General features: G+C 42.1%; 26 protein-coding genes. 17 read left to right on the top strand and 9 right to left on the bottom strand.

Features of this window, described 5'->3' with window-relative positions; all coding sequences use genetic code 11:
- The first annotated feature begins 201 nt into the window (after positions 1-201).
- Complete coding sequence (gene tnpB, locus P343_RS37795) at positions 202-369, top strand: IS66 family insertion sequence element accessory protein TnpB (protein ID WP_084297791.1); 168 nt, start codon at positions 202-204, stop codon at positions 367-369.
- A 225-nt stretch (positions 370-594) separates the two neighbouring features.
- Positions 595-846 (top strand): hypothetical protein, encoded by a 252-nt coding sequence (locus tag P343_RS30025; protein WP_023510556.1) that lies wholly within the window; start codon positions 595-597, stop codon positions 844-846.
- 233 nt (positions 847-1,079) lie between these two features.
- Here the strand turns inward: P343_RS30025 and P343_RS30030 are convergent, their stop codons facing one another.
- Together P343_RS30030 and P343_RS30035 are read right to left on the bottom strand one after the other, a co-directional pair.
- The gene (locus P343_RS30030) at positions 1,080-1,973 is read right to left on the bottom strand and encodes an AraC family transcriptional regulator (protein WP_023510557.1); all 894 of its coding nucleotides are present in this window, start codon (positions 1,971-1,973) and stop codon (positions 1,080-1,082) included.
- 264 nt (positions 1,974-2,237) lie between these two features.
- The gene (locus P343_RS30035) at positions 2,238-3,329 is read right to left on the bottom strand and encodes a low temperature requirement protein A (protein ID WP_023510558.1); all 1,092 of its coding nucleotides are present in this window, start codon (positions 3,327-3,329) and stop codon (positions 2,238-2,240) included.
- Between the two features lie 249 nt (positions 3,330-3,578).
- Here P343_RS30035 and P343_RS36435 point away from each other — a divergent pair, with 249 nt between their 5' ends.
- From P343_RS36435 to P343_RS30055, 5 genes are all read left to right on the top strand, one after another.
- Positions 3,579-3,884, top strand: coding sequence for a (4Fe-4S)-binding protein (locus tag P343_RS36435; protein WP_084297792.1), 306 nt, complete (start codon positions 3,579-3,581; stop codon positions 3,882-3,884).
- On the top strand, positions 3,847-3,990 hold the full coding sequence (locus P343_RS37800; RefSeq protein ID WP_422784814.1) for a CDGSH iron-sulfur domain-containing protein: 144 nt from the start codon (positions 3,847-3,849) through the stop codon (positions 3,988-3,990). Before P343_RS36435 ends, P343_RS37800 begins: the two co-directional genes overlap by 38 nt.
- 32 nt (positions 3,991-4,022) lie before the next feature.
- On the top strand, positions 4,023-4,298 hold the full coding sequence (locus tag P343_RS30045) for a GNAT family N-acetyltransferase (protein ID WP_023510559.1): 276 nt from the start codon (positions 4,023-4,025) through the stop codon (positions 4,296-4,298).
- A 144-nt stretch (positions 4,299-4,442) separates the two neighbouring features.
- A complete protein-coding gene (locus P343_RS30050) occupies positions 4,443-4,949 on the top strand; it encodes a GNAT family N-acetyltransferase (protein WP_023510560.1) in 507 nt (168 codons plus the stop codon).
- A 45-nt stretch (positions 4,950-4,994) separates the two neighbouring features.
- Positions 4,995-5,906, top strand: a complete 912-nt coding sequence (locus P343_RS30055; RefSeq protein WP_317134709.1) for a phosphotransferase family protein — start codon at positions 4,995-4,997, stop codon at positions 5,904-5,906.
- Positions 5,907-5,934: 28 nt separating this feature from the next.
- On the opposite strand, the gene P343_RS30060 is transcribed toward P343_RS30055, so the two are convergent.
- Positions 5,935-6,375, bottom strand: a complete 441-nt coding sequence (locus P343_RS30060; protein WP_023510562.1) for an Lrp/AsnC family transcriptional regulator — start codon at positions 6,373-6,375, stop codon at positions 5,935-5,937.
- 143 nt (positions 6,376-6,518) lie between these two features.
- Here P343_RS30060 and P343_RS30065 point away from each other — a divergent pair, with 143 nt between their 5' ends.
- Positions 6,519-7,781 (top strand): APC family permease, encoded by a 1,263-nt coding sequence (locus P343_RS30065; RefSeq protein WP_031264033.1) that lies wholly within the window; start codon positions 6,519-6,521, stop codon positions 7,779-7,781.
- Between the two features lie 30 nt (positions 7,782-7,811).
- Here the strand turns inward: P343_RS30065 and P343_RS30070 are convergent, their stop codons facing one another.
- Positions 7,812-8,594 (bottom strand): phosphotransferase family protein, encoded by a 783-nt coding sequence (locus P343_RS30070; RefSeq protein WP_023510564.1) that lies wholly within the window; start codon positions 8,592-8,594, stop codon positions 7,812-7,814.
- A 237-nt stretch (positions 8,595-8,831) separates the two neighbouring features.
- Here P343_RS30070 and P343_RS30075 point away from each other — a divergent pair, with 237 nt between their 5' ends.
- The 4 genes from P343_RS30075 to P343_RS30090 all read left to right on the top strand — a co-directional run bounded on the left by P343_RS30075 (position 8,832) and on the right by P343_RS30090 (position 11,406).
- Positions 8,832-9,434, top strand: coding sequence for a GNAT family N-acetyltransferase (locus P343_RS30075; protein ID WP_023510565.1), 603 nt, complete (start codon positions 8,832-8,834; stop codon positions 9,432-9,434).
- 26 nt (positions 9,435-9,460) lie between these two features.
- Positions 9,461-10,228, top strand: a complete 768-nt coding sequence (locus tag P343_RS30080) for a Cof-type HAD-IIB family hydrolase (RefSeq protein WP_023510566.1) — start codon at positions 9,461-9,463, stop codon at positions 10,226-10,228.
- Between the two features lie 196 nt (positions 10,229-10,424).
- Complete coding sequence (locus tag P343_RS30085) at positions 10,425-10,787, top strand: winged helix-turn-helix transcriptional regulator (RefSeq protein WP_023510568.1); 363 nt, start codon at positions 10,425-10,427, stop codon at positions 10,785-10,787.
- 115 nt (positions 10,788-10,902) lie between these two features.
- Positions 10,903-11,406 carry a YbhB/YbcL family Raf kinase inhibitor-like protein gene (locus P343_RS30090; protein ID WP_023510569.1) on the top strand — a complete coding sequence of 168 codons (504 nt, stop codon included), beginning with the start codon at positions 10,903-10,905 and terminating at the stop codon, positions 11,404-11,406.
- 7 nt (positions 11,407-11,413) lie between these two features.
- On the opposite strand, the gene P343_RS30095 is transcribed toward P343_RS30090, so the two are convergent.
- Positions 11,414-12,295: an AraC family transcriptional regulator gene (locus P343_RS30095; RefSeq protein ID WP_023510570.1), complete on the bottom strand. Its 882-nt coding sequence runs from the start codon at positions 12,293-12,295 to the stop codon at positions 11,414-11,416.
- A 135-nt stretch (positions 12,296-12,430) separates the two neighbouring features.
- Between P343_RS30095 and P343_RS30100 the strand changes: the two genes are divergently transcribed.
- Both P343_RS30100 and P343_RS30105 read left to right on the top strand, forming a co-directional pair.
- Positions 12,431-13,645, top strand: a complete 1,215-nt coding sequence (locus P343_RS30100) for an MFS transporter (RefSeq protein ID WP_023510571.1) — start codon at positions 12,431-12,433, stop codon at positions 13,643-13,645.
- Between the two features lie 21 nt (positions 13,646-13,666).
- Positions 13,667-14,134, top strand: coding sequence for a GNAT family N-acetyltransferase (locus tag P343_RS30105; protein WP_023510572.1), 468 nt, complete (start codon positions 13,667-13,669; stop codon positions 14,132-14,134).
- Between the two features lie 55 nt (positions 14,135-14,189).
- Here the strand turns inward: P343_RS30105 and P343_RS30110 are convergent, their stop codons facing one another.
- A complete protein-coding gene (locus P343_RS30110) occupies positions 14,190-14,606 on the bottom strand; it encodes a hypothetical protein (RefSeq protein ID WP_023510573.1) in 417 nt (138 codons plus the stop codon).
- A gap of 185 nt (positions 14,607-14,791) precedes the next feature.
- Between P343_RS30110 and P343_RS30115 the strand changes: the two genes are divergently transcribed.
- Positions 14,792-15,412: an HD domain-containing protein gene (locus P343_RS30115; RefSeq protein WP_023510574.1), complete on the top strand. Its 621-nt coding sequence runs from the start codon at positions 14,792-14,794 to the stop codon at positions 15,410-15,412.
- 578 nt (positions 15,413-15,990) lie between these two features.
- Here P343_RS30115 and P343_RS30120 read toward each other — a convergent pair.
- From P343_RS30120 to P343_RS30130, 3 genes are all read right to left on the bottom strand, one after another.
- Positions 15,991-16,503 (bottom strand): O-acetyl-ADP-ribose deacetylase, encoded by a 513-nt coding sequence (locus tag P343_RS30120; protein ID WP_023510575.1) that lies wholly within the window; start codon positions 16,501-16,503, stop codon positions 15,991-15,993.
- Positions 16,504-16,564: 61 nt separating this feature from the next.
- Positions 16,565-17,560 (bottom strand): polyprenyl synthetase family protein, encoded by a 996-nt coding sequence (locus P343_RS30125; RefSeq protein ID WP_023510576.1) that lies wholly within the window; start codon positions 17,558-17,560, stop codon positions 16,565-16,567.
- A gap of 24 nt (positions 17,561-17,584) precedes the next feature.
- Positions 17,585-18,460 carry a LysR family transcriptional regulator gene (locus P343_RS30130; RefSeq protein WP_023510577.1) on the bottom strand — a complete coding sequence of 292 codons (876 nt, stop codon included), beginning with the start codon at positions 18,458-18,460 and terminating at the stop codon, positions 17,585-17,587.
- 91 nt (positions 18,461-18,551) lie between these two features.
- On the opposite strand from P343_RS30130, the gene P343_RS30135 reads away from it, so the two are divergent.
- Both P343_RS30135 and P343_RS30140 read left to right on the top strand, forming a co-directional pair.
- Entirely contained in the window at positions 18,552-19,451 is a 900-nt protein-coding gene (locus tag P343_RS30135; RefSeq protein WP_023510578.1) for a DMT family transporter, read from the top strand.
- A 78-nt stretch (positions 19,452-19,529) separates the two neighbouring features.
- On the top strand, positions 19,530-19,955 hold the full coding sequence (locus P343_RS30140) for an SRPBCC domain-containing protein (protein ID WP_023510579.1): 426 nt from the start codon (positions 19,530-19,532) through the stop codon (positions 19,953-19,955).
- Positions 19,956-20,023 lie beyond the last annotated feature (68 nt).

Genomic DNA, 20,023 nt, shown 5'->3' on the forward strand with positions numbered 1-20,023 from the left:
ATCCATCACTCCCTAACTGAAAGTTTTTTCACACACTGCGATGATAAATTTGCTACATCACTTAACTGCCCAAAAGTGCAATAAGGATCCATCCACATCCCCCGATTCGCTTCACATCCAAATCGGGGTTGCGCGAATCAAGGTTTGCTCCGGTTTTGAACCGGAGCTGCTTCGTGACGTGGTCACAGCGCTATCTCCATTATGCTGAGTCTCACTTCGGATTCACCAGTCTACCTCGCTTGCGGTGCAACCGACATGCGCAAATCCATCGACGGACTTGCCGCGATCGTCCAGGAGCAATTTGCGCTTGGCCCGTTTTCCCCGGCCCTGTTCGTGTTCTGCAACCGCAGGCGGGATAGAATTGATTAGTGACAATAAAGTTCTTTACTCGGAATGGAGCAAAGCTGCATTCTTACGCTGAAGTGAGAAGCGATCAAAGAAAATGGTTGTTTACTCATGCTGTCGTCCTGTTATTCATACATAGATTTCATGACAAAAAAGTTCTTTACTGCCTTATAATTAAAGAAAATACACTGTTGCACAGTTGACGGATAATATGCAATTACTTGATGGGATTTGAGGGGGAAATTCATTATGGATTTTTTCGATCTTGTCTTGGCTTTGTTAGATCTGTTATTCTTTCGCCAACATCGAATACAGGAGAATCTTGAATATCTAGAAGGTGAAGAGTGGTTTAAACGGATGTATGGTCGGAAACTTTTAAATGATAATAAATTCAGAGGGTTTATCAAAAGATATAATTTAAAGAAAATAGTTCGTGATGATGAAAAGAAAGAAAAGTTCAAACTTGAATTGAAACAATGGGTTGAAGAGAATACAAGATAATATTTCCTTAGTTCGCATTCCATATATCACTGCGCAACACCCTTCTCAGCAAAGAACTTTTTTCCTAGTAAACAACTTTTTTATGAATAAAGAACCTCATTTCTACACAACACGAGGGATGTATCGTCCGAAGAATCCGAACTCATCGATTGAAAGGCGGCGTACGAAACGCAAAAACGGATACCCATAGGTTAGGGGATCCGTTTTTGTGCATCAGTCAATGCCGTGTAGTTTTAGCTTTCCTTTTTTACTACCGGAATATAGATGTCGCATATTTTTCCTGCGTCTGACATGCAGCGGTCATCGTACAGTTCAAAGTCGGCACAATCCGGCGCATACTCGTATCCAGACTTAGGAAACCATTCATTAAAGATGTAGTTCCATGTGCCCTGGATGGCAGGTACAAAGTTTGTGGCATTGCTTGGCGGTGTCGAAAATACGGCATAGGTTGCAGGTGGCAGTTCGCAAACGTGATAGCCGTCCGGGATTGTTGCGCCATCCTTCGGTTCAACACCGATCACATACTCAAATTCGCCGGTCTCTGGGTCTTCCGGAAAGCAAGCACCATACTCATCGTGTTTTTTGAGAAAGCTTTCGGCGTGCAGTCTTTCCATCCGCCCATCACTCATATAGTCGCTCCAAAAAGCAGGGATTGCCTTACTGTTTTCTCCATCAGATGAGGTCGTTTTGAGTGCATAGCCCGCAAGTTTTACAGCGGGGCGCGTCACAAATTTTGGTTCCAAAATAATTCCTCCATTCAAATAGTTGTTTGTGCGGGGAAGGCTTGGCGGGAAAGGGCGATCGCAATGCGCATGCAAACGGTAGGTTCCCGGTGAGTAGCCGAAATAACGGCGAAAAGCCTTACTAAAACCAGAGTGGGTTTCAAAACCATATTCCAAAGAAATATCGAGAATTCGCCGGCCTAAAGTGAGTTCGTATGCGGCAAATGCAAGGCGGCGATTCCGCACATAGGCCATCACCGAATATCCGGTGCCCCATTGGAATACCCGGCAGAAATGCCAGGTTGAAAATCCGGCGCGTGCTGCTAAAAGATTCGGGCTGATATCGTCTGTTATATGTTCGTCAACATATTCCAGAATATCTTGTAAAATTGCTGTCGTGTCCATTAAGCATTCCCTCCAACCGTACGGTAAACCCAGTATAACAAGAGCCTTGGAAAGTTGCTGTTCCAAAATTGCCAAGTTCAGAGACGAATGTGCAGTAAAGGCTGAATTGGTAGGAGAACTGGTGATAATAAGCAGGTCAATGACTGATAAATAGTGAAATGATCGATAAACTAATAAGAGCCGGGCGCAATGCCCGGCTTCATTTGTTTGAACCTATTCAGTTGGAAAAACATTAAACCGGCTGTCATTCCTATTTCTATTGATTCACGTAGTTGTTAATTTAGCATAGATGATAAAAAACACGGTTAATTCCCCCATTATGACAATGTATGGAACTATCATGATCAAATTAATAACGAAAAAAGCGGCTAATATCCCCAAAAATAACCCTAAATGATAAATTTTCAAACGGTGTTGTTCATACCTGTATTGATGAAAAACTAGGGTAGTTGCAATGAAATAAAGTAATACAGAAATAAATACAAAATATAAGATAAAAAAATAATAGACCTCATGTAAAAACATCAGTTTGATCGATGCTGCAATCATGCTCATAGACATTAGAATAAATAGATGTCCGTAAATAATCGTTTGACCTGTGCTCTGAATCGACTTGTTTACCTTCTTTTCTAAGTTATCAAAATACTGCCACCACATCGAAATAATAAGGATAAATGAAATAATCGAAAATGAAATCGAATTCCAATTACCATTTTGCGGCTGTAGTACAAACAGGGTGCTGACAACCGATTCTCCAAAAAGAATTAATGTCAATAAACCAAACCGTTCTAATAAATGGGCTATATTGGTCGGGGCTTTCTCTAAATATTTGCGTCCTAGAACAGGCACCAAAATATCGACAAAAATCCCTATATATAACACTGCGTATCGAATCCATGAATCAAAAAAGATTGAGAGAAATGAGATGATGACCCCAATCCAAAAACGTGTTCCTAAAAAAAGAGCAACCTTTTTTCTATTGCCTTCTTCAAAGTTCTGTACAACGAGATATTGAATTGCTGTAAGTGCTCTTAGTCCAATATAGCCAATCAGAAAAGAGAGATAGTATTGATCAAAATCAACTGATAAGCTGGATGTCATAATAAGGACAAACAACATTTGAAGAATCATAAAGATGCGTTGATGCAATAAATCCTGTCCAAACCGATTAATAAATAATGTTTGCCCAGTCCAAGACCACCATATCGGGATAAACATTAGAGCAAACTTCAGTAAATATTCTGGATGAATATGCCCTTTTTCAACATGAAGTAAAGCATGTGTAGCCGTTGCAACTGCTGCCACAAATAGCAAGTCATAAAAAAGTTCTAACCACGTAACTTTTTTTTCTTCCATTTATAGCACTCCTTCTCATCCCTGATACGGTATAGTATCATGAAAGGTAAATACAAACAAGCAGGAATTGCAAGACCAAAGCCTTTTGACCTTATTTTTGGTGTGTGTGATGAAAAAATTTGTATTACGAAACTATATTGCCCTAAAGAAATGTTTGTATGAAACGGAAGACCTTACTTCTTAGATAAAGAGAGCTTTTTATAGTAACCACCCTGTATTTGAAACTTATTTTTTTAGGAGTGAGATTTTATGTCTAATAAATCCAAACGTTATACAGGACAAACTATCGATGTTATTTTTCATAGTGAAAGATGTGTTCATGCGGCCAGATGTGTAAAAGGGTTACCAGAGGTTTTTGATGTAAAGAAGCGGCCATGGGTTAATGCAGATGGAGAAGAAGCGGACAAAATTGCAAAAGTGATCGAACAATGCCCAAGTGGTGCATTGGAATATATAAGAAAAGATAGAAGTGAACGAGAAGAGCCAAATGATAGGACAACTGTTGAGGTTGATTCTAATGGAATTATTTTATCTAAAAGGAAACTTGGCCATTAAGAAAGCGGAAGAAATCATTCACTGCACTCGTGCTACCTTATGTGGGTGTGGACTTTCTAAAAATAAACCATTTTGCGACAATAGCCATAACTGTGAGTTACCGTAAAGCACATGTATTATTTGGGAGGGAACATTAAAATGATCGATATAAAAAAAGATGGCAACACTTTTTATGTAGGAGAACAGAATAATAAGGAAGCAGAAATACATTATGTTCCAACTGGAAAAGATAAAATTATTGTGGATCACACATTTGTATCAGACAGTCTTAGAGGTCAAGGCATTGGAGAAGCATTGGTTAAAAGAATTGTAGCGTATGCTCGGGAAGAAGGGAAATTAATTATCCCATTGTGTCCTTTTGCGAAGAGCCAAATTGAACGAAATGAAGAATATCATGACATTTTGGCAAAATGATAAGATTAGGTTTTCTATGAAACCTGCCAAAACAGGAAAATCTGAATCTAGGCAGGAAAAACCATAATCCGAGTATTCCGATGAAATGGAACTAATAAGTTATGCAACATTAGTAACAACGTCTAGGAAATGGGAGAGGAAAAAATGATTATAAGGAAAGCTAGAAAGACAGATGCTGCGGCTATGATTAATTTTCTTCATCAGATTGCCGGAGAAACTGATTTTCTGACCTTTGGGTCTGCGGATGATCTTCACGTGACGGTGGAAAAAGAAGAAAAATTGTTTGAAGATTACTTCAACAGAGACAATGGTTTGAATTTGATTGCAGAATATGATGGCCAGATCGCCGGTAACCTCATCTTTTCCGGTGGGACGAAAAAAAGAACAGCGCATGCCGGTGAATTTGGCATCAGCGTACGGAAGGATTTCTGGGGGAGGGGCATTGGCAAAGCGTTGATTGCACGGTTGATTGAGTGGAGCAAGGAAAGCGGTGTGATCCGGAAAATCAATCTGCGTGTTCGTTCGGACAACGCGCGAGCAATTCATCTCTACAAATCATTTGGATTTAAGGAAGAAGGCGTGATCACACGAGATTTCTTAATTAATGATGTCTTCTATGACTCGATCCAAATGGGCTTGTTCATTGATTGATCAGGACTTAAAACAAACGAATGAATAGAGCGTTATGAGGTGGTCATGATGGACACACTTTTTCTCGGTATTCCTGGATCTGATCAGTGGAGGAACGTGAAATTAATTGATGCTGGGTGGTCACATGATCGAAAATATGCTTTTGAGTCAAGTGATCAAAAAAGGTACCTGCTCCGTGTGTCGGACAGTACTCAATATACGAGAAGAAAAAAAGAATATGAAGCAGTAAAAAGGCTGGACCATCTCGACATTGAGATGTCTCGACCGATTAGATTTGGGAATTGTGACAATGGCAAAAAGGTGTACACCATCATGACTTGGGTTGATGGAAAAGAGGCCGCGAAGGTTCTGCCTACACTAAATTCTAAAGAACAGTATAAGCTTGGCTACCAAGCCGGGCGAATGCTGAAACAGATTCATTCTGTACCTGCGCCGGCTGACCAGCAATCATGGAGTAAATTTTATCAAGAAAAAATCGACCGCAAACTTGCAGACTATCGTACCTGCGGGATTGTCGTGGATCGCGCAGATTTGATCATAAATTTTATTGAAACGAATCGGTATCTTCTCAAAGATCGCCCCATGACTTTCCAGCATGGGGACTACCATTGCGGCAATATGGTCATCTCAGGCAAGAAAACAATCAGAATCATTGATTTTGATCGGCTGGACTACGGCGACCCTTGGGAAGAGTTCAACCGGATTACCTGGTGTGCTGGCGTAAGCGGCGCCTTCGCGTCGGGCAGGATTAACAGTTACTTTGAGGATAAGGTGCCAGCACATTTTTTCGGGCTCATGGCTTTATATATTGCAACAAACATGATTTCTTCAATCCCATGGTCGATTTCCTACGGGCAGCATGAAATTAATGTAATGATCAAGGAAATAGAAAAAAACTTGGTCGCTTATGATCACTACCAAACCGTTATTCCAAGATGGTATAAGAATGGGATGTAATTTTGGCTAATCATTCATTCGCCGAACCCTAGTTCTCCATATTTGTTGGAATAATCGCCTTCTGTTCCACGGGTGAAGACAGAACAATTAGTGTTGTTGGCTTACCGTACTCGAGGCAGGCGTTGATATGATCTTCTAAGGTATGAACGGATTCGGTAACAACTTTTGTTAAATAGCTATACATTCCCGCAATTCGATGGCATTCCACAACATCGGATTGCTTTGTTGTGAACGCAACGTATTTCATGCAGTCTTTCGGTTCCATTAATATAAAAGCTGTGACCTGTTTATTTAATTTTTCCGGTGCAACGATAGCGCCGTATTTTTTTATAACACCTTGTTCCTCCAATCTCCTGACGCGTTCCGTCACAGAAGGAGAGGTCAACCCGACTTTTTTGCCGAGTTCAATCATTGTTTGACGCGAATTTTCCTGTAATTGTGTGAGAATGCTGCAATCGATTTCGTCCATAATATCCCCACCTTAATTATTTAAATAGATGTAGATGAATTCCTTGATTTTTATTGATGCAGATCAATTTTTAATAAAGTATACCATGTGTTTCTTATCAACTTCTACCTATAATTAAGAAAAAACATATGGGATTGATCAAATTGCGTGAACCATCATTAAAACGATCGATAACTTGGGTGCAGGGAACCGCACTAACCATCGGCGCAGTATTGGGCTGCGGCATTCTTGTTTTGCCATCAATCACCGCGAATAATGCCGGTCCTGCTTCGCTATTATCCTGGGCGATCATGTCTTTACTTGCTTTTCCGATCGTCTTAACCATCGCGTATCTTGCGAAAATAATTCCTAGTGCCGGGGGCATTACGGCATATGTCGGACATGCTTTTGGAACGAGGACGAGTACAATTTTAAGCTGGATTATGCTGGGGTCCATACCGGTTGGCGTGCCGACGATTGCGTTGACAGGCGCCTATTATCTCAACAATCTTCTACCAACGAATCGCTGGGGTACAGTGTGTATAGCCGCGCTCATCTTGCTCACGTCTTTGCTTCTGCACGTAAGGGGAATTGATCTATCAGCTAAGGTAAGCGTAGCGGTTATCTGTGTCATCTTCACTTTGCTGGTAACTGCTGTTATTGTCGCTTTTCCCCATGTCAAATCCTCTTCATTTATGCCATTTGTTCCGCACGGTTGGTTCTCGGTGGGCTCAGCTTCCGTGGTGATCTTCTTTTCGTTTGTCGGATGGGAAATGATTCCCCCACTAGCAGAAGAATTTAAAAGACCTGAGCGGGACATAACCATCAGTTTGATAATCGGAGCAATCGTCGTTTCTGTTTTATACCTGTCCATATCCTTTGTGACCGTTGGCACTCAGGCGTATGGTGCGAATAAAGGCGTTAGCTCACTTAGTCTTCTTATTTCAAAAGGGTGGGGAAGAATCGGAACAGTAACTACAACACTGCTGGCTCTATTCATTACGTTTAGTACAGTCCATGCGAACCTCGCAGGTTTTTCAAGAATGGTGTATGCACAGGCTAGGGACGGTCATTTTCCAAGAATCTTGGCAAAAATTCATCCGAAATATCGAACGCCAATAAGCGTCCTTTTTGTTCTTGGCGTTATTTTTACCCTCATTTTATTCATATACGGCACAGTTCGGCCGAATTTAGAAACCTTATTAAAAGGACCAAGCGTCGTTTTTATTACGTCCTATATTTTTACAATGCTTGCTGCTCTGAAAATCATTAGACCACTGACGGTTGGCTGGTTCATGGCGCTTATCTCACTTTTAATCACGGTCATCATCTTGTTCTTCAGTGGATGGGCAATTCTGTATCCACTAGCTTTAGCAATTATTGGCGGAGTATATCTTTTCAGAACAAAAATAGGTGGAAGGCTTTGAAATAGCGAAACACTCATTGGCAAAATTTTATTATCTAGTCTCAGTTGCCCGTTTTTGCTTCATGGATTTGCAATGTTCATGGATCAGCCGAAGCATCGCTTGTTTCTCAGATGCAGAAAGGCGCTCGACGAGACGGGCGGCAGCAACCGGTGCTTCCCATTGTCTGATGTCCGCAATCGAACAATTGGCTAATTTAATGTAGCGTTTCAAATAGGCATTGTGCAATTGAACTCTTAGAAATTTTATTAACAACCGGACGATTAGAGGAATTTCTTTCGGGATATCGGCTAACTTCAGCAACAAAACGGTTCGCGCAACATCTGCCAGAGCATGTCCTTTCGTCGCGGTCATCCAGTCAATAATGACGACTCGATCCTTCGTAAACATAAGGTTGTCAGGATGAAAGTCACCATGAGATAAATGCGATCCATTTGGGAGATTCTGCAGTTCATCAAGCAACAACTGTTTGGTTTCTTTATCAAGTTCATGTGCTTCAAGAATTCGGCGCGACAAATCATCTTTAGTTGATGGGAGTTCGCAGGCAGTGTCTCTCTGGATTTTGTGGTGAAATTCAGCCATCGTCCGTCCAATCCTGCGCACAGTCCAAGGCTTCTGGGTGAGTCTTTTCAAAAAGGACTCACCTTCAACTTTTTCATACACAATGCCATGACGGCCGTCTTTTTCGATTAAATTGTAAACTCGGGCAACCGGGAACCCTTCTTGAACCAGCGTTTGATTGATGCGGAATTCTTGCTTCGCCCAAGAAAGCGGGATGTCTTTGTAAAATAATTTAAGGACTTGTTGGTTGCCCACATCAAAAATTTCAGCAGTTAGCCCTTGTCCGATTTTTTTACCTAAATAAAGGTGTCATTGATGAAGTCCCCCTTTTTTGCTCTATCTACCGAATTTCATTGTTCCATATAATCTCAAAACTGTATAGTGAATTTTCGCGAAATTGATTCATACATTGCCTGAATCCCTCTCCGATGCAAACTCACTATGGTAAACTATTCAGAAAGATACATAAAGTATAAAAGAGGCGGTTTGTTCATGGTATACATGGCAGGTACTAAGGTTGTCATTCGTGACTGGAAACTAGAGGATTCGGATGACTACATTTTTTGGTGGCAGCCTGGTCAATATTGGCAAAAGTTTGATGGACCATATTATCCGAGAATGTCAAAAGAGGAAGTCATTCAACGCGTTGAAGAGCAATGCTTGAAAATTAAAGAACACAAATTAGAAACACCGAGAAGAGTTCTGGCAATTGCGGACAAGGATTCAGACAAACTGCTTGGAAGAGTAAGCTGGTATTGGGAAAGTAAAGAAACAAACTGGTTATGTGCCGGTATCGGCATTTTTGACCCGGATTATTGGGGGAATGGCAGAGGCTTCGAGGCTTTTGGTTTGTGGACGGACTACCTTTTTCAAGCAATGCCGGAAATCGTCCGCGTCGACTTGAGGACTTGGTCGGGAAATCATGGGATGATGAAGCTTGCAGAGAAACTCGGCTACACCAAAGAAGCCTGCTTCAGAAAAGCGAGAATCGTCGATGGGAAATACTACGATTCAATCGGTTATGGTGTGCTTAGAGAAGAGTGGGAAACCATGCATCCAGAAGGGTTTGAAAATACGCTAGTAAACAAGCACTGAGCTGCTATGGGGGGACACAAAGGAAGATGCAAACGATTAAAATGATTGTCAGTGATCTAGACCATACACTATTAAACAATCAAGAAATGATTTCTGATCATACGGCAAACGTGTTAAATCGATGTCAGGAAAAAGGGATTCGCATTGCCTTTGCCACTGCTCGTCCAGAGAGAGCAACTCGACAATTCCAACAAAAAGTGCAACCGGATTATATCATTTCAAACAATGGAGCAACGATAGTGGCGCACAATCAGGTAATCAGCAATCGTGTCATTCCAAATGATCTGAAAAATCGATTGATACCAGAGTTGATTTCTTCAACAAATATTACATGTATCAGCGTTGAAGCAGGTGACTGTCTGTACACAAATTACAGAGGCGAACCTTGGGGCGCTGAATGGAATGCGGTTTATACTGACTTCAAACATACGGTGGAAGAAGAGACGCCAAAGCTTTCGATAGAATGCAAAGATACTGTAGCAATGAAACCAATGATAAAAAAGTATTCCAGTCTAAATTTTTATGAGAATAGCGGAGAAAACTGGTTTCAGGTGATGCACCGGGATGCAACAAAAATGAACGGGATTTCCTTTGTCGCGCAAAGGTTAAAGATAAACACTGAGCATGTTCTTGCATTTGGTGATGATCATAATGATCTGGAGATGCTGGAAAATTGCGGCATAGGTGTTGCCGTTTCCAATGGGATCAAACCGGCAAGACGAGCAGCAAACTTTATCTGTGAATGTAATGACGATGACGGAGTGGCGAAATGGATTGAATCTCAAGTTCTGTAAAAAGAACTCTGTTCCGAAAGGTTGTTCTGTAGTTCTGGGGAGGAACGATCAATGAAAATCGCAATCATAACCGATATTCATGGAAATTATCCGGCATTAAAAGCTGCACTTGCTTCGGCAATCGTTACCTTAACTCCGAATAAAATCGAGATTAGTTTTAATCACTTTTGATTCGTGAAATCCGGAGGTGGCCCAAATGAAACTGCGTCATCAATTTACATGTCCCTTAGAATTAGTTCATGACATGATTAAAGGAAAATGGAAGCCGATTATTCTATGGAGACTTAGGCTGGGAAAGACCTCCTTATCAAAATTAGAGAAGGATATTGAAGGTATTAGTCAGAAAATGCTACTGGAACATTTAAAAGAACTGATTGAGTTTGGCTTTGTTGATAAGAAGACTTACGAAGGGTATCCATTGCATGTTGATTATTTTCTAACCAAGCCGCATGGGGAACGAATTTTAGAAGCGCTAAAAATAATGCAGCAAATAGGCATAGACTATTTACTTGAACGTGATCAAGAAGAGGAGTTAAGAAAAAGAGGGATCATTTCTTGAAAAGGATGCCGTACCAACAAAAAAGTAAGTAATATACAGGATTAACTTATACCGATACAATCAATGTGTGATAAGAATTTGCGAAGCGCCTTGAATAAATAAGGAGGTTAAGAGAATGTTCGTCACAAGTTCAGGTATAACAAATGAAAAATTTCAGGACAAGTATGGTAAACGGGGGACAGAATTCAATGAAAACGGAATACCTTCGTACTCCATCCCGTTTAAGATTGTGGATGCGCCGTTAAATACAGTCTCTTTTTCTATCGTATTAGAGGACAAGGATGCATATCCGGTGACAGGCGGTTTCTCCTGGATACACTGGCTTGCCGCAAATATTACGAAAAGTGAAATTTTTGATGATGAAAGTAAGCATGCTGAAGACTTTGTACAGGGAGCAAATAGCTGGATGAGTCCCCTAGTCGGAAAGCAAAGTAGAGCGCTCTCTAGTTTTTATGGCGGAATGGCGCCGCCTGATGCGCCGCATGTGTACGAACTGCACGTTTATGCATTAGATACACTGCTTGATCTTAAAAACGGATTTCTAATGAATGAGCTGTATAAGAAAATGGAGACGCATGTATTAGCAGAATATACGCTTAAAGCTGTCTATGACAATTGATACTGAATTAATGGTTCATTGTTTGTCGTATTCTATTGCGTTCGGTTTGTGGTGTGATTCCCTTTTGCTGCTTGAATACACGACTGAAGTAGTTGGCGTCGTTAAACCCGACGTTCAAAGCGATCTCGGTGATGGTCAACGGGCTGTTTTGCAATAGTTTTTCCGCTTGGTCCACTCGGAGTGTGTTGATGTAAGCTACTACGGTTTTGCCATACAATTTTTTAAAGGTGCGGCAGAAATGAGCTTCACTCATAAGTGCGCGTTCGGCCAGATCATGAACCTTAATGGACTTTGTGTACTGTTCGTGAATAAATGCGATTACTGATTTTAATTGGTTCAGGCTGCTGATCCTCAAATCAAACCGTTTCTTGGTGTATATTTTTTGAATATGGTTGCGGATCAGGATGACTAAGATCTGAAGCACAAGTGATTTCAGTGCCAGCTCGCAGCCTGGCAGACGCGATTCATGTTCAGCGATTAATTCGTGCAGCAAGGGGACAAGCTGTTCTTTCTCATCAATGATATGATCGAAGACGATGCGCTGCTGCATGAGCTGTTCAGCATATTTCAAGTGGATGAGGTCGGGTATATCTTGGAACAATGCGGAAAGATCAATACGAATTGTGTAGTAGGTTAGCTTTTCAACCTTGCTCTCCATGATATGCAGTTCATTGCTATTGATTAATGCCGCTTTTCCTGCACGTAAATCAATGATGTCCGATTCGCAGCGGATCCGTCCCTCGCCATCTGCAACATAATAAAATTGCATTTCTTCATGCCAATTTTCTCGAAACGTCGGTCCATAGCCTAATGATTCCCTTTTGAGGATATCTAGGCAGGCATGCTGATCAGGATTACGTTTCGGTGAATAATTCGATTCATTTTTCATTTGGGAAACCCTTTCGATCAAAATTGTGCTAAAGGTAAGCAGAATATTGCGGGATTCATTACGCATTACTTGTTAGTATAGAAGTGTTCTACAAAAGTGTAAATGATCGGGTTTCACCTAGGAGGATTTGAAAAGATGAATCTTGCGTTAAGTAGAGAGAAGGATCCTGCACTGAAGCCGAGGCTGGCGGCGAAAAAGGAGCTGTTCAGTCTCAGTGGTATCCATTTCATTAATGATTTGATGACAACGGGTTTAGTGCCGGCGCTCCTGCCTTTATACAAACAAGCTTTTGATCTCAACTATTTTCAAGCGGGTGTCATTTTATTTGTTTCGATGATGACATCCTCGGTTTCTCAGCCATTATTTGGCATTATTTCCGATAAACATCCGAAATCGTGGTTCTTGCCCGTAGGTATTTGCCTAAGCGGGATAGGCTTGACTGTGTCCGGATATGCACCGGCATACTGGATGCTACTTGTTCTTGTCGGTTTATCAGGTATTGGATCGGGAATTTTTCATCCTGAAGCAATGCGCGCGGCATACATGGCTGCAGGAACAGCACGAGGGACAGCGCAGGCGATTATTCAGGTCGGCGGCAATTTTGGCCAGTCAGTGGGTCCATTACTGCTTCCGCTTTTCTTAATCGCCACGGGTTTGCACGGTCTTGGCTGGTTCGCATTGACAACGGTTGCCGGATTGTTTCTTGCTCTTTCGGTTTTACCTTGGTACAAACGCAGTTTGGAACAAAATAAAACACGACAGAAAATGATTAAAGGACGAAATCATGTGACCGGACTCAGTATCTTAACTGTTGTCGTGATTCTTCGTTCATGGACGCAGATTGGTGTAGCGGGGTTCTTGCCATTTCTTTATCTGCATCAAGGAATTTCGCTCAAACATGGGGATTTGCTCACCTTTCTTTTCTTAGGGGCTGGTGCGTTAGGGACTTTTATCGGTGGACGCTTCTCTGATCTGATCAGTCGCAAGTGGCTTTTGTTCATTTCCATGGCTGTCACGATTCCGTTTGCTTATATGCTGCCTCATGTTCATGGCGTCCTGTCGGTCGTCGTCTTGTTCATCTTTGGTTTCTTTGTGCTCTCATCATTTGCTGTCACTGTTGTCTATGGACAGATGATGTTTCCGAAAAACATCGGTCTTGTCTCCGGTTTGATGGTAGGTTTCGGGATCGGTGCGGGTGGAATCGGCGCGACAATGATCGGCTGGCTGTCTGATGTTTATGGTGTTTACACTATTTTTAACTTTTTCGCTGTTCTGCCCTTCATTGCAGCACTATTAACGCTGCTGCTTCCAAGCGAACAAAGTTTGTTGAGTTCGAGCGAAGAAGAATAATATCGTATTTCGGGGTGGCCAATGAAGATACGTCGAGCTGAAATGATCGATCTTGATGAAGTCGTGGACATATTGAATCGGGTCGCACAAAACCTGCAGGAAAAAGGCATCCATCAGTGGGACTATCCTTGGGAGCGCGACAAAATTGAGAAAGAAATAAAGAGTGATCAGGCGTTTATTCTATTTAATGATAAAAAGGCAATCGGCACCTTTTTCATCAGAGAAATCGACGGTTTAAGTGAGCTGGCTGTACCACCACAGAGCAATTATTTAAATAAAATAGCTATACTGCCTGAGTACCAAGGAAAAAACATAGGAGCAATAATCATAGACTATGCATGTTCCTTCTCACATAAACTTAATAAAACACTTTATCTTGATTGCTGGGCGGGTAACGATAAATTAAAGGCGTTCTATGCCGGCCATGGTTTTAACTATTTGGGAGACTTTCCCGAAGACGATTATTATATCAGTGTCTACCAAAAATAATGAATAGAATCATTTAAAACAACCCCGCAAATGTTTGCGGGGTTTGCTGTATTCATTATTCCTGAGCCAATTTTTCCTTACTGATCAATTCTTTCTTCTTCTTCGCGTTGAATCTGCAGATGATCGCAATCATGACGAGCGCTGCACCTGCCAAAATCAGCGTAAAGATGTGAATCACCAGTTCGATTGGATTCGCTTGTGATCCAATTGCACGCATCCTCATTCCACCAAAACGTTGTCCACCATTTTGGAAGTTGCCATTGCCAAATTGTGGTGCATTCGTCCCGGATGACTGATTTCCAGAATTATTTGCGCCGTTGAAATTCGCCATACGCTGTGAGAAATTTCTTTGAAACGATTGTGCCTGAACTTTACTGTGAACAAAGCTGTAAATACCGAATGCTGATTCAAGCAGCAGTGCGACTGCGACTGCGATGCCAATCCAAAAGTTAATTTTGATTACACGATCCATTGAGCATGCCCCTTTTTCCTGGTGTTTTGCTTCAGTGCATCCAGTATAGAGATTAATTCTTAAAAAATGCTTAACATGTTCGATTCTTATAAGACTGCAATTATGGTTGCGTAGCGCTCTGTTGAACCAATCGTGCTAAACTAAAAAGGAATGATTATCCAGCAAATAAGATTGGAAGGTTGCTCATGCTACCAAATAAAGAAACAGCGGAAAATGAATTAGAGATAGCAGGTCAGTTAAATCCAGGCCCTTGGACAGAGCATTCAATCAATGTAGGATTAGCGGCAAAATATATTGCAGAGAAATGTCCGAATATGGATGCAGATAAGGCTTATATCTTAGGCGTTCTCCATGATATTGGCCGTAGGGTTGGCATTGTTAACGCCCCGAAACATGTGTACGAAGGTTACGTTTATACGATGGAAAAAGGATGGGACGAAGCTGCAAAGATTTGTATGACTCATTCATATCCCATTAAGGAAAAAGATTTTGCTGAAGAAGTGCAGGGTGAAGAGAAGATAATTAAAGACTATATTGTAAATTGTACTTATGATGATTATGATCGACTCTTACAGTTGTGCGATAGTTTAGCTTTAGCCAATGGGCTCTGTATGCTGGAAAAACGGTTTATTGATGTGGCGAGGAGATACGGCGTTGGTCCGACTTCTGTTCCACGCTGGAACGCGATTTTTGAAATCAAAGAGTTCTTCGAAAAACAAATGGGCTGTTCCATATATGATGTTTTGCCAAAGATCAAAGACACTACATTTATGGATATCCCAGTTTGGAATCCGCCAATAAAATAAAAAGGGTTGTGAGCGTGTCTATTCACTAATTGCAACGGATCTACTGAGGCGGCTCATTGGATTGTGGGTCAGCTTTGAAATAGTCTTATTATAGGATGAGTACAACTCGATTGATAAATAGCTTCTTACAAGTATAAAAGTACTAATAGACTATTGCGAACATATGATCGTATGGAATATACTATATTTATGGTAATGAGGCATATGAGCGGACGGTAGTGACACCCTTATGATTGGGGGTGGTGCCGGTGACAGTATATCAAGCGTTGACACTTGCAATCTCTTTTGCGGGTTTAATTGTTATGATTCTGTCATTCAATAAAAGAAAATGATCCGCTTCATATGCCATTGCAGTGGCTGAAGTGGATCGTTTTTTGTGTTCGAATGATTTACTCTGCACTACTGTTCGCTTAATGCGGAAGTTACCATACTTGCCATCGGTGTTCCAGCACCGATGGTTTTATTAGTGTATGTGAAATTTTGATTAACGATACGTTGTTATCCTAATCATATTGTACCTGAACATTTGTGAAAATAAAAGATCAAAATACATTGTGATGTTAACAAGCGTCAACCATTTATTTCAACTTATTCAACGCTTGTTCATAGCTTCGTTTCGTTATCTCATCGAAGCAAACCATCTGTACCTCTTCAATGACCTTTGAATGATTCAGAAATTCCTGAATCGTTTGAACCGCGATCGGCGCTGCTAAATCAAGCGGGAAATGATAAACTCCGGTGCTGATCGATGGAAATGCGACCGTACGGCAGCCATGGATTTCAGCCAAATCAAGACTGTTTTTGTAGCTGTTGCGCAGTAAGTCAGCTTCATTATGGTCGCCGCCTTGCCAGATCGGGCCGGGGGTATGGATCACATTATCGGCGGGCAAACGGTACCCCTTAGTGATTTTTGCTTCACCAGTCGAGCATCCATTGAGCAAGCGGCATTCCGCCAATAGTTCAGGACCAGCGGCGCGATGGATCGCCCCGTCGACACCTCCGCCACCAAGTAATGAAGTATTTGCGGCATTGACAATCGCATCTGCTTTAACCGCTGTGATATCTCCAAGAATGATTGTGAGTGATTTCATCATCAAGCCTCCATAACGAAAATTATAATGCAAAGGGATACGCGAACTGCAAAGGGCAGCTTCACATTTTGCGTTCCAGTAAAGCTTTGGTCAGTTGCTCTAATGTTTCTTTGTAACTGCCGCTTGGAAGCTGTTTCAATTCATAGATTGCCTTTTTCGTATATCCGTCTGCGAGGCGGGTGGCTTTTTCCACACCATCATGACGCCTGATGCACTCAAGTATGATGTTCAAATCTTCCTCGGTGATGGACTCGCGTTTTCTTAACAATGGACGCAGTGTCTGAGCATCAGCCTTCAACGCATAGATGAGCGGTAGGGTATACACGCCTTGCCGGATGTCGTTCATGACCGGTTTTCCGAGTACATGGCTCGTTCCTCGGTAGTCCAGAATGTCGTCTATAATTTGAAACGCCATGCCAATATAGCGGCCCATTCTCCATGCATGAGCCGCAATTTGCTGTTCAGCATGACTTGCCATTGCCCCAGTGCAGCAACTCATCGCGAAAAGTTGTGCAGTTTTTCCGGAAATCTGTGAGAGATATCTTTTAATAGAAACAGATTCTTGGTATCGGCCATGTAATTGTTCTAATTCACCGGCCAATATTTTATCCGCTTGAAAACCGCGAAAATGAATCCGCGGTAAGGAGTTTGCGTATCGCGAGAGTATCGAGAAGGCTAAACTGAGCAAATAATCACCGGTATAGATGGCCACTTTGTTTCCGTACTCTTCGTGAATCGTAATTTGACCGTGCCGGATGTCCGCCTTGTCGATCACATCATCATGAACAAGTGACGCCATGTGCAGGCATTCCAGTGCAGCCGCTACCGCTTTGGAACGATCAGGATCTTGGTCTGGTCCAATATGGGAACACAATAAAGAATAAGCGGGGCGCAAAAGTTTGCCTCCGGAGTGAACCATCTTTTTGATTCTATTCGCTATTGCTGAGTCACGAACGCGGATATAGGATTCGATGAGCAGAAGAACATCGTTAAGCTCTTCTTTTAGTGCGGGATATGCATCCCACATTTGATGAATGTCCGTCTTTTTACCGCTCATCTTTTTTCATCCTTTCTTTGACCATTAATGATTTGGCAATGGATAAATTTTTTCAGCTTCACGGATGAACGCCTGCACAGCGGGTGAGGCAGTTTTGATTGATGGAACAGCCAGACCAATTCTGCGGTGAACAATGGGAACGAGCGGGATTGTCACGATTCCCTTTAATTGTTCAGGCAGCGCTTTTTCGGGTACAATTGTCCATCCGATCTCTTCCTTGACCATTGCTATTAGTGTGGTCATATCTTCAATAGAGTAGTTAACCTCAGGTTTGCATTCTTGTTCCTTAAATATTTGCAGGATCATCGGTTCACAGCCTCCCTTTGACATAATAAAAGGTTCATGTGCAATGTCCTGAATTCGGATTTGAGAACATCTGGAAAAGCGATGGTTGGCGGGGAGTACGGCCAGCCATTGATCCGCGCATAATGGTACTGTCTCGAAAATAGGCTGCGGCAAGGCGGCAAACGCGATGTCCACAACATGGCTGTCCAGCCACTCTAAAACTTCTTGATCTGTGCCCTCGAAAAGGACAGCTTCTATTTTTGGGTGTTTTTTCTGGAATGCTGCCAGGATTTTCGGCAATACCTGTCTTGATGCGCTAGGAAAACAGCCGAGACGGATTTTTCCTGATTCCAGATTTACCAATGTTTCTGCTTCATTAAGAATACAGTCGAAGTGATAAATAATTTCCCGGGCGTGTGCAAGTACATGTTCACCGCTTTCAGTTAGTATAACCTTTCCTTGTTCTCGAATGAGCAAAGAAGCACCTAATTCCTTCTCCAAAGCCGACAAGGAATGACTAATGCCGGATTGTGTTCTATCGAGAAGAGTGCCTGCTTGGGTAAAAGATCCTGTATCAACAATGGCAGCCAATATTTGAAGCTGAGAAATATTCATGAGATCGCCTCATAATCAATATGATCAAAATTAATTTGACTCATATTATACCCTCATTCTATGATTGAGAAAAGAAAACAGGGGTGAAGTTATGAGCTTTAAAAATTTTATGTTACTCAATCTTCTCGGTGCTCTATGGGGAGGCTCTTTTCTATTTATGCGTGTCGCTGTTCCAGTATTGGGACCTTTTCTATTAATAGACATGCGTGTCATCCTAGCAGGACTTGCCCTCTTGCTTTATGCATGGTTCATTCGGCAGCTGCCTGACTTTAGACAGAAGTGGAAGCAATATATTCTACTCGGTGCGATCAACGCGGCGATCCCATTTACACTGATTGCGACGGCGGAACTGCACCTGACTGCCTCGGTGTCTTCCATTCTTAACGCGACCACACCGCTTTTCGCACTGATTGCTGGTGTTGTGTGGCTTAAAGAAAAGCTGTTGGCCGGAAAAATCATCAGTATTGGCCTTGGTATCTGCGGGGTTGCGATCCTTGCCGGCTGGGGCCACCTCGGTCATTCGCCAATCGTTATTTTATCCATTTTCTTCTCGCTGCTCGCATCTCTGTGCTACGGAATTGGCGGCGTATACGCGAAAATACGTTTTACTGGAGAGCCGGCTTTAATGCTTTCGATCGGACAACAGCTTGCGGCCGGACTTGTTCTCATTCCTTTTAGCCTGCCATCAATTGATCGTTTTCAGATGATGAATGTTCCGGTTCTGGTTTCGGTGCTTTGCTTAGCTATTCTATCAACATCGATTGGCTATCTCATTTATTTTTATCTGATCCGAACCGTCGGACCAACAAAGACGTTAAGCGTTACTTTGCTCGTTCCATTATATGGCGTATTATGGGGTATCCTGTTATTAAGTGAAAAAATAACTGTTGGGACATTAGTGGGACTCGTGATCATTTTAAGCAGTACAATGATGATTACAGAGACGAAATTTCGCTTTGGTTTTAATAAGCGATTAAAAAGAGCAAAGTAAGGAAAGCGTTAAAGTTGCGCTTATTCTTCTGGTGCTATAACTTATGCTTAAACATAAGAACACAGGGGGAATTGACCCATGGAACACAATACGATTGAACAAGAAATCTTCATTGATGCGCCAGTGCAGAAAGTCTGGGAATTCGTCAGTGCCCCCGCTTGGTGGGTAGGCGAGAACGGTCCGGATCATATAACGATTGATGGCAATCGAGTAGTGGCTGAGTGTAAGTATGGACGTTTTCCTGTATTGATCGAAACAACAAACGCGCCGAGCAGTATCGCTTGTCGCTGGGCCAGCTCGTATCCGGGAGAAGAACCGAAAGCGGGTAACTCAACCTTAGTAGAATTCAGTTTGACCCCAGAAAATGGAGGGACTCAGCTGAAGGTCACGGAAAGCGGGTTCGCTCATCTCGATGCACCGGAAAGCGACCAAATTCGTTTCTTTGAGGAGAATAGTGAAGGCTGGTCAATGATGCTGAATGTAATTAAAGACAGGGCGCAATAATTGCAGACGAATAATAATAGAGGGTGTTCGAAAAGTCCGGGAAAAATTACCAGCGAATCTCTGTGTCA

The organism is Sporolactobacillus laevolacticus DSM 442 (assembly GCF_000497245.1).
In the GTDB taxonomy this organism is placed as follows: Bacteria; Bacillota; Bacilli; order Bacillales; family Sporolactobacillaceae; genus Sporolactobacillus; species Sporolactobacillus laevolacticus.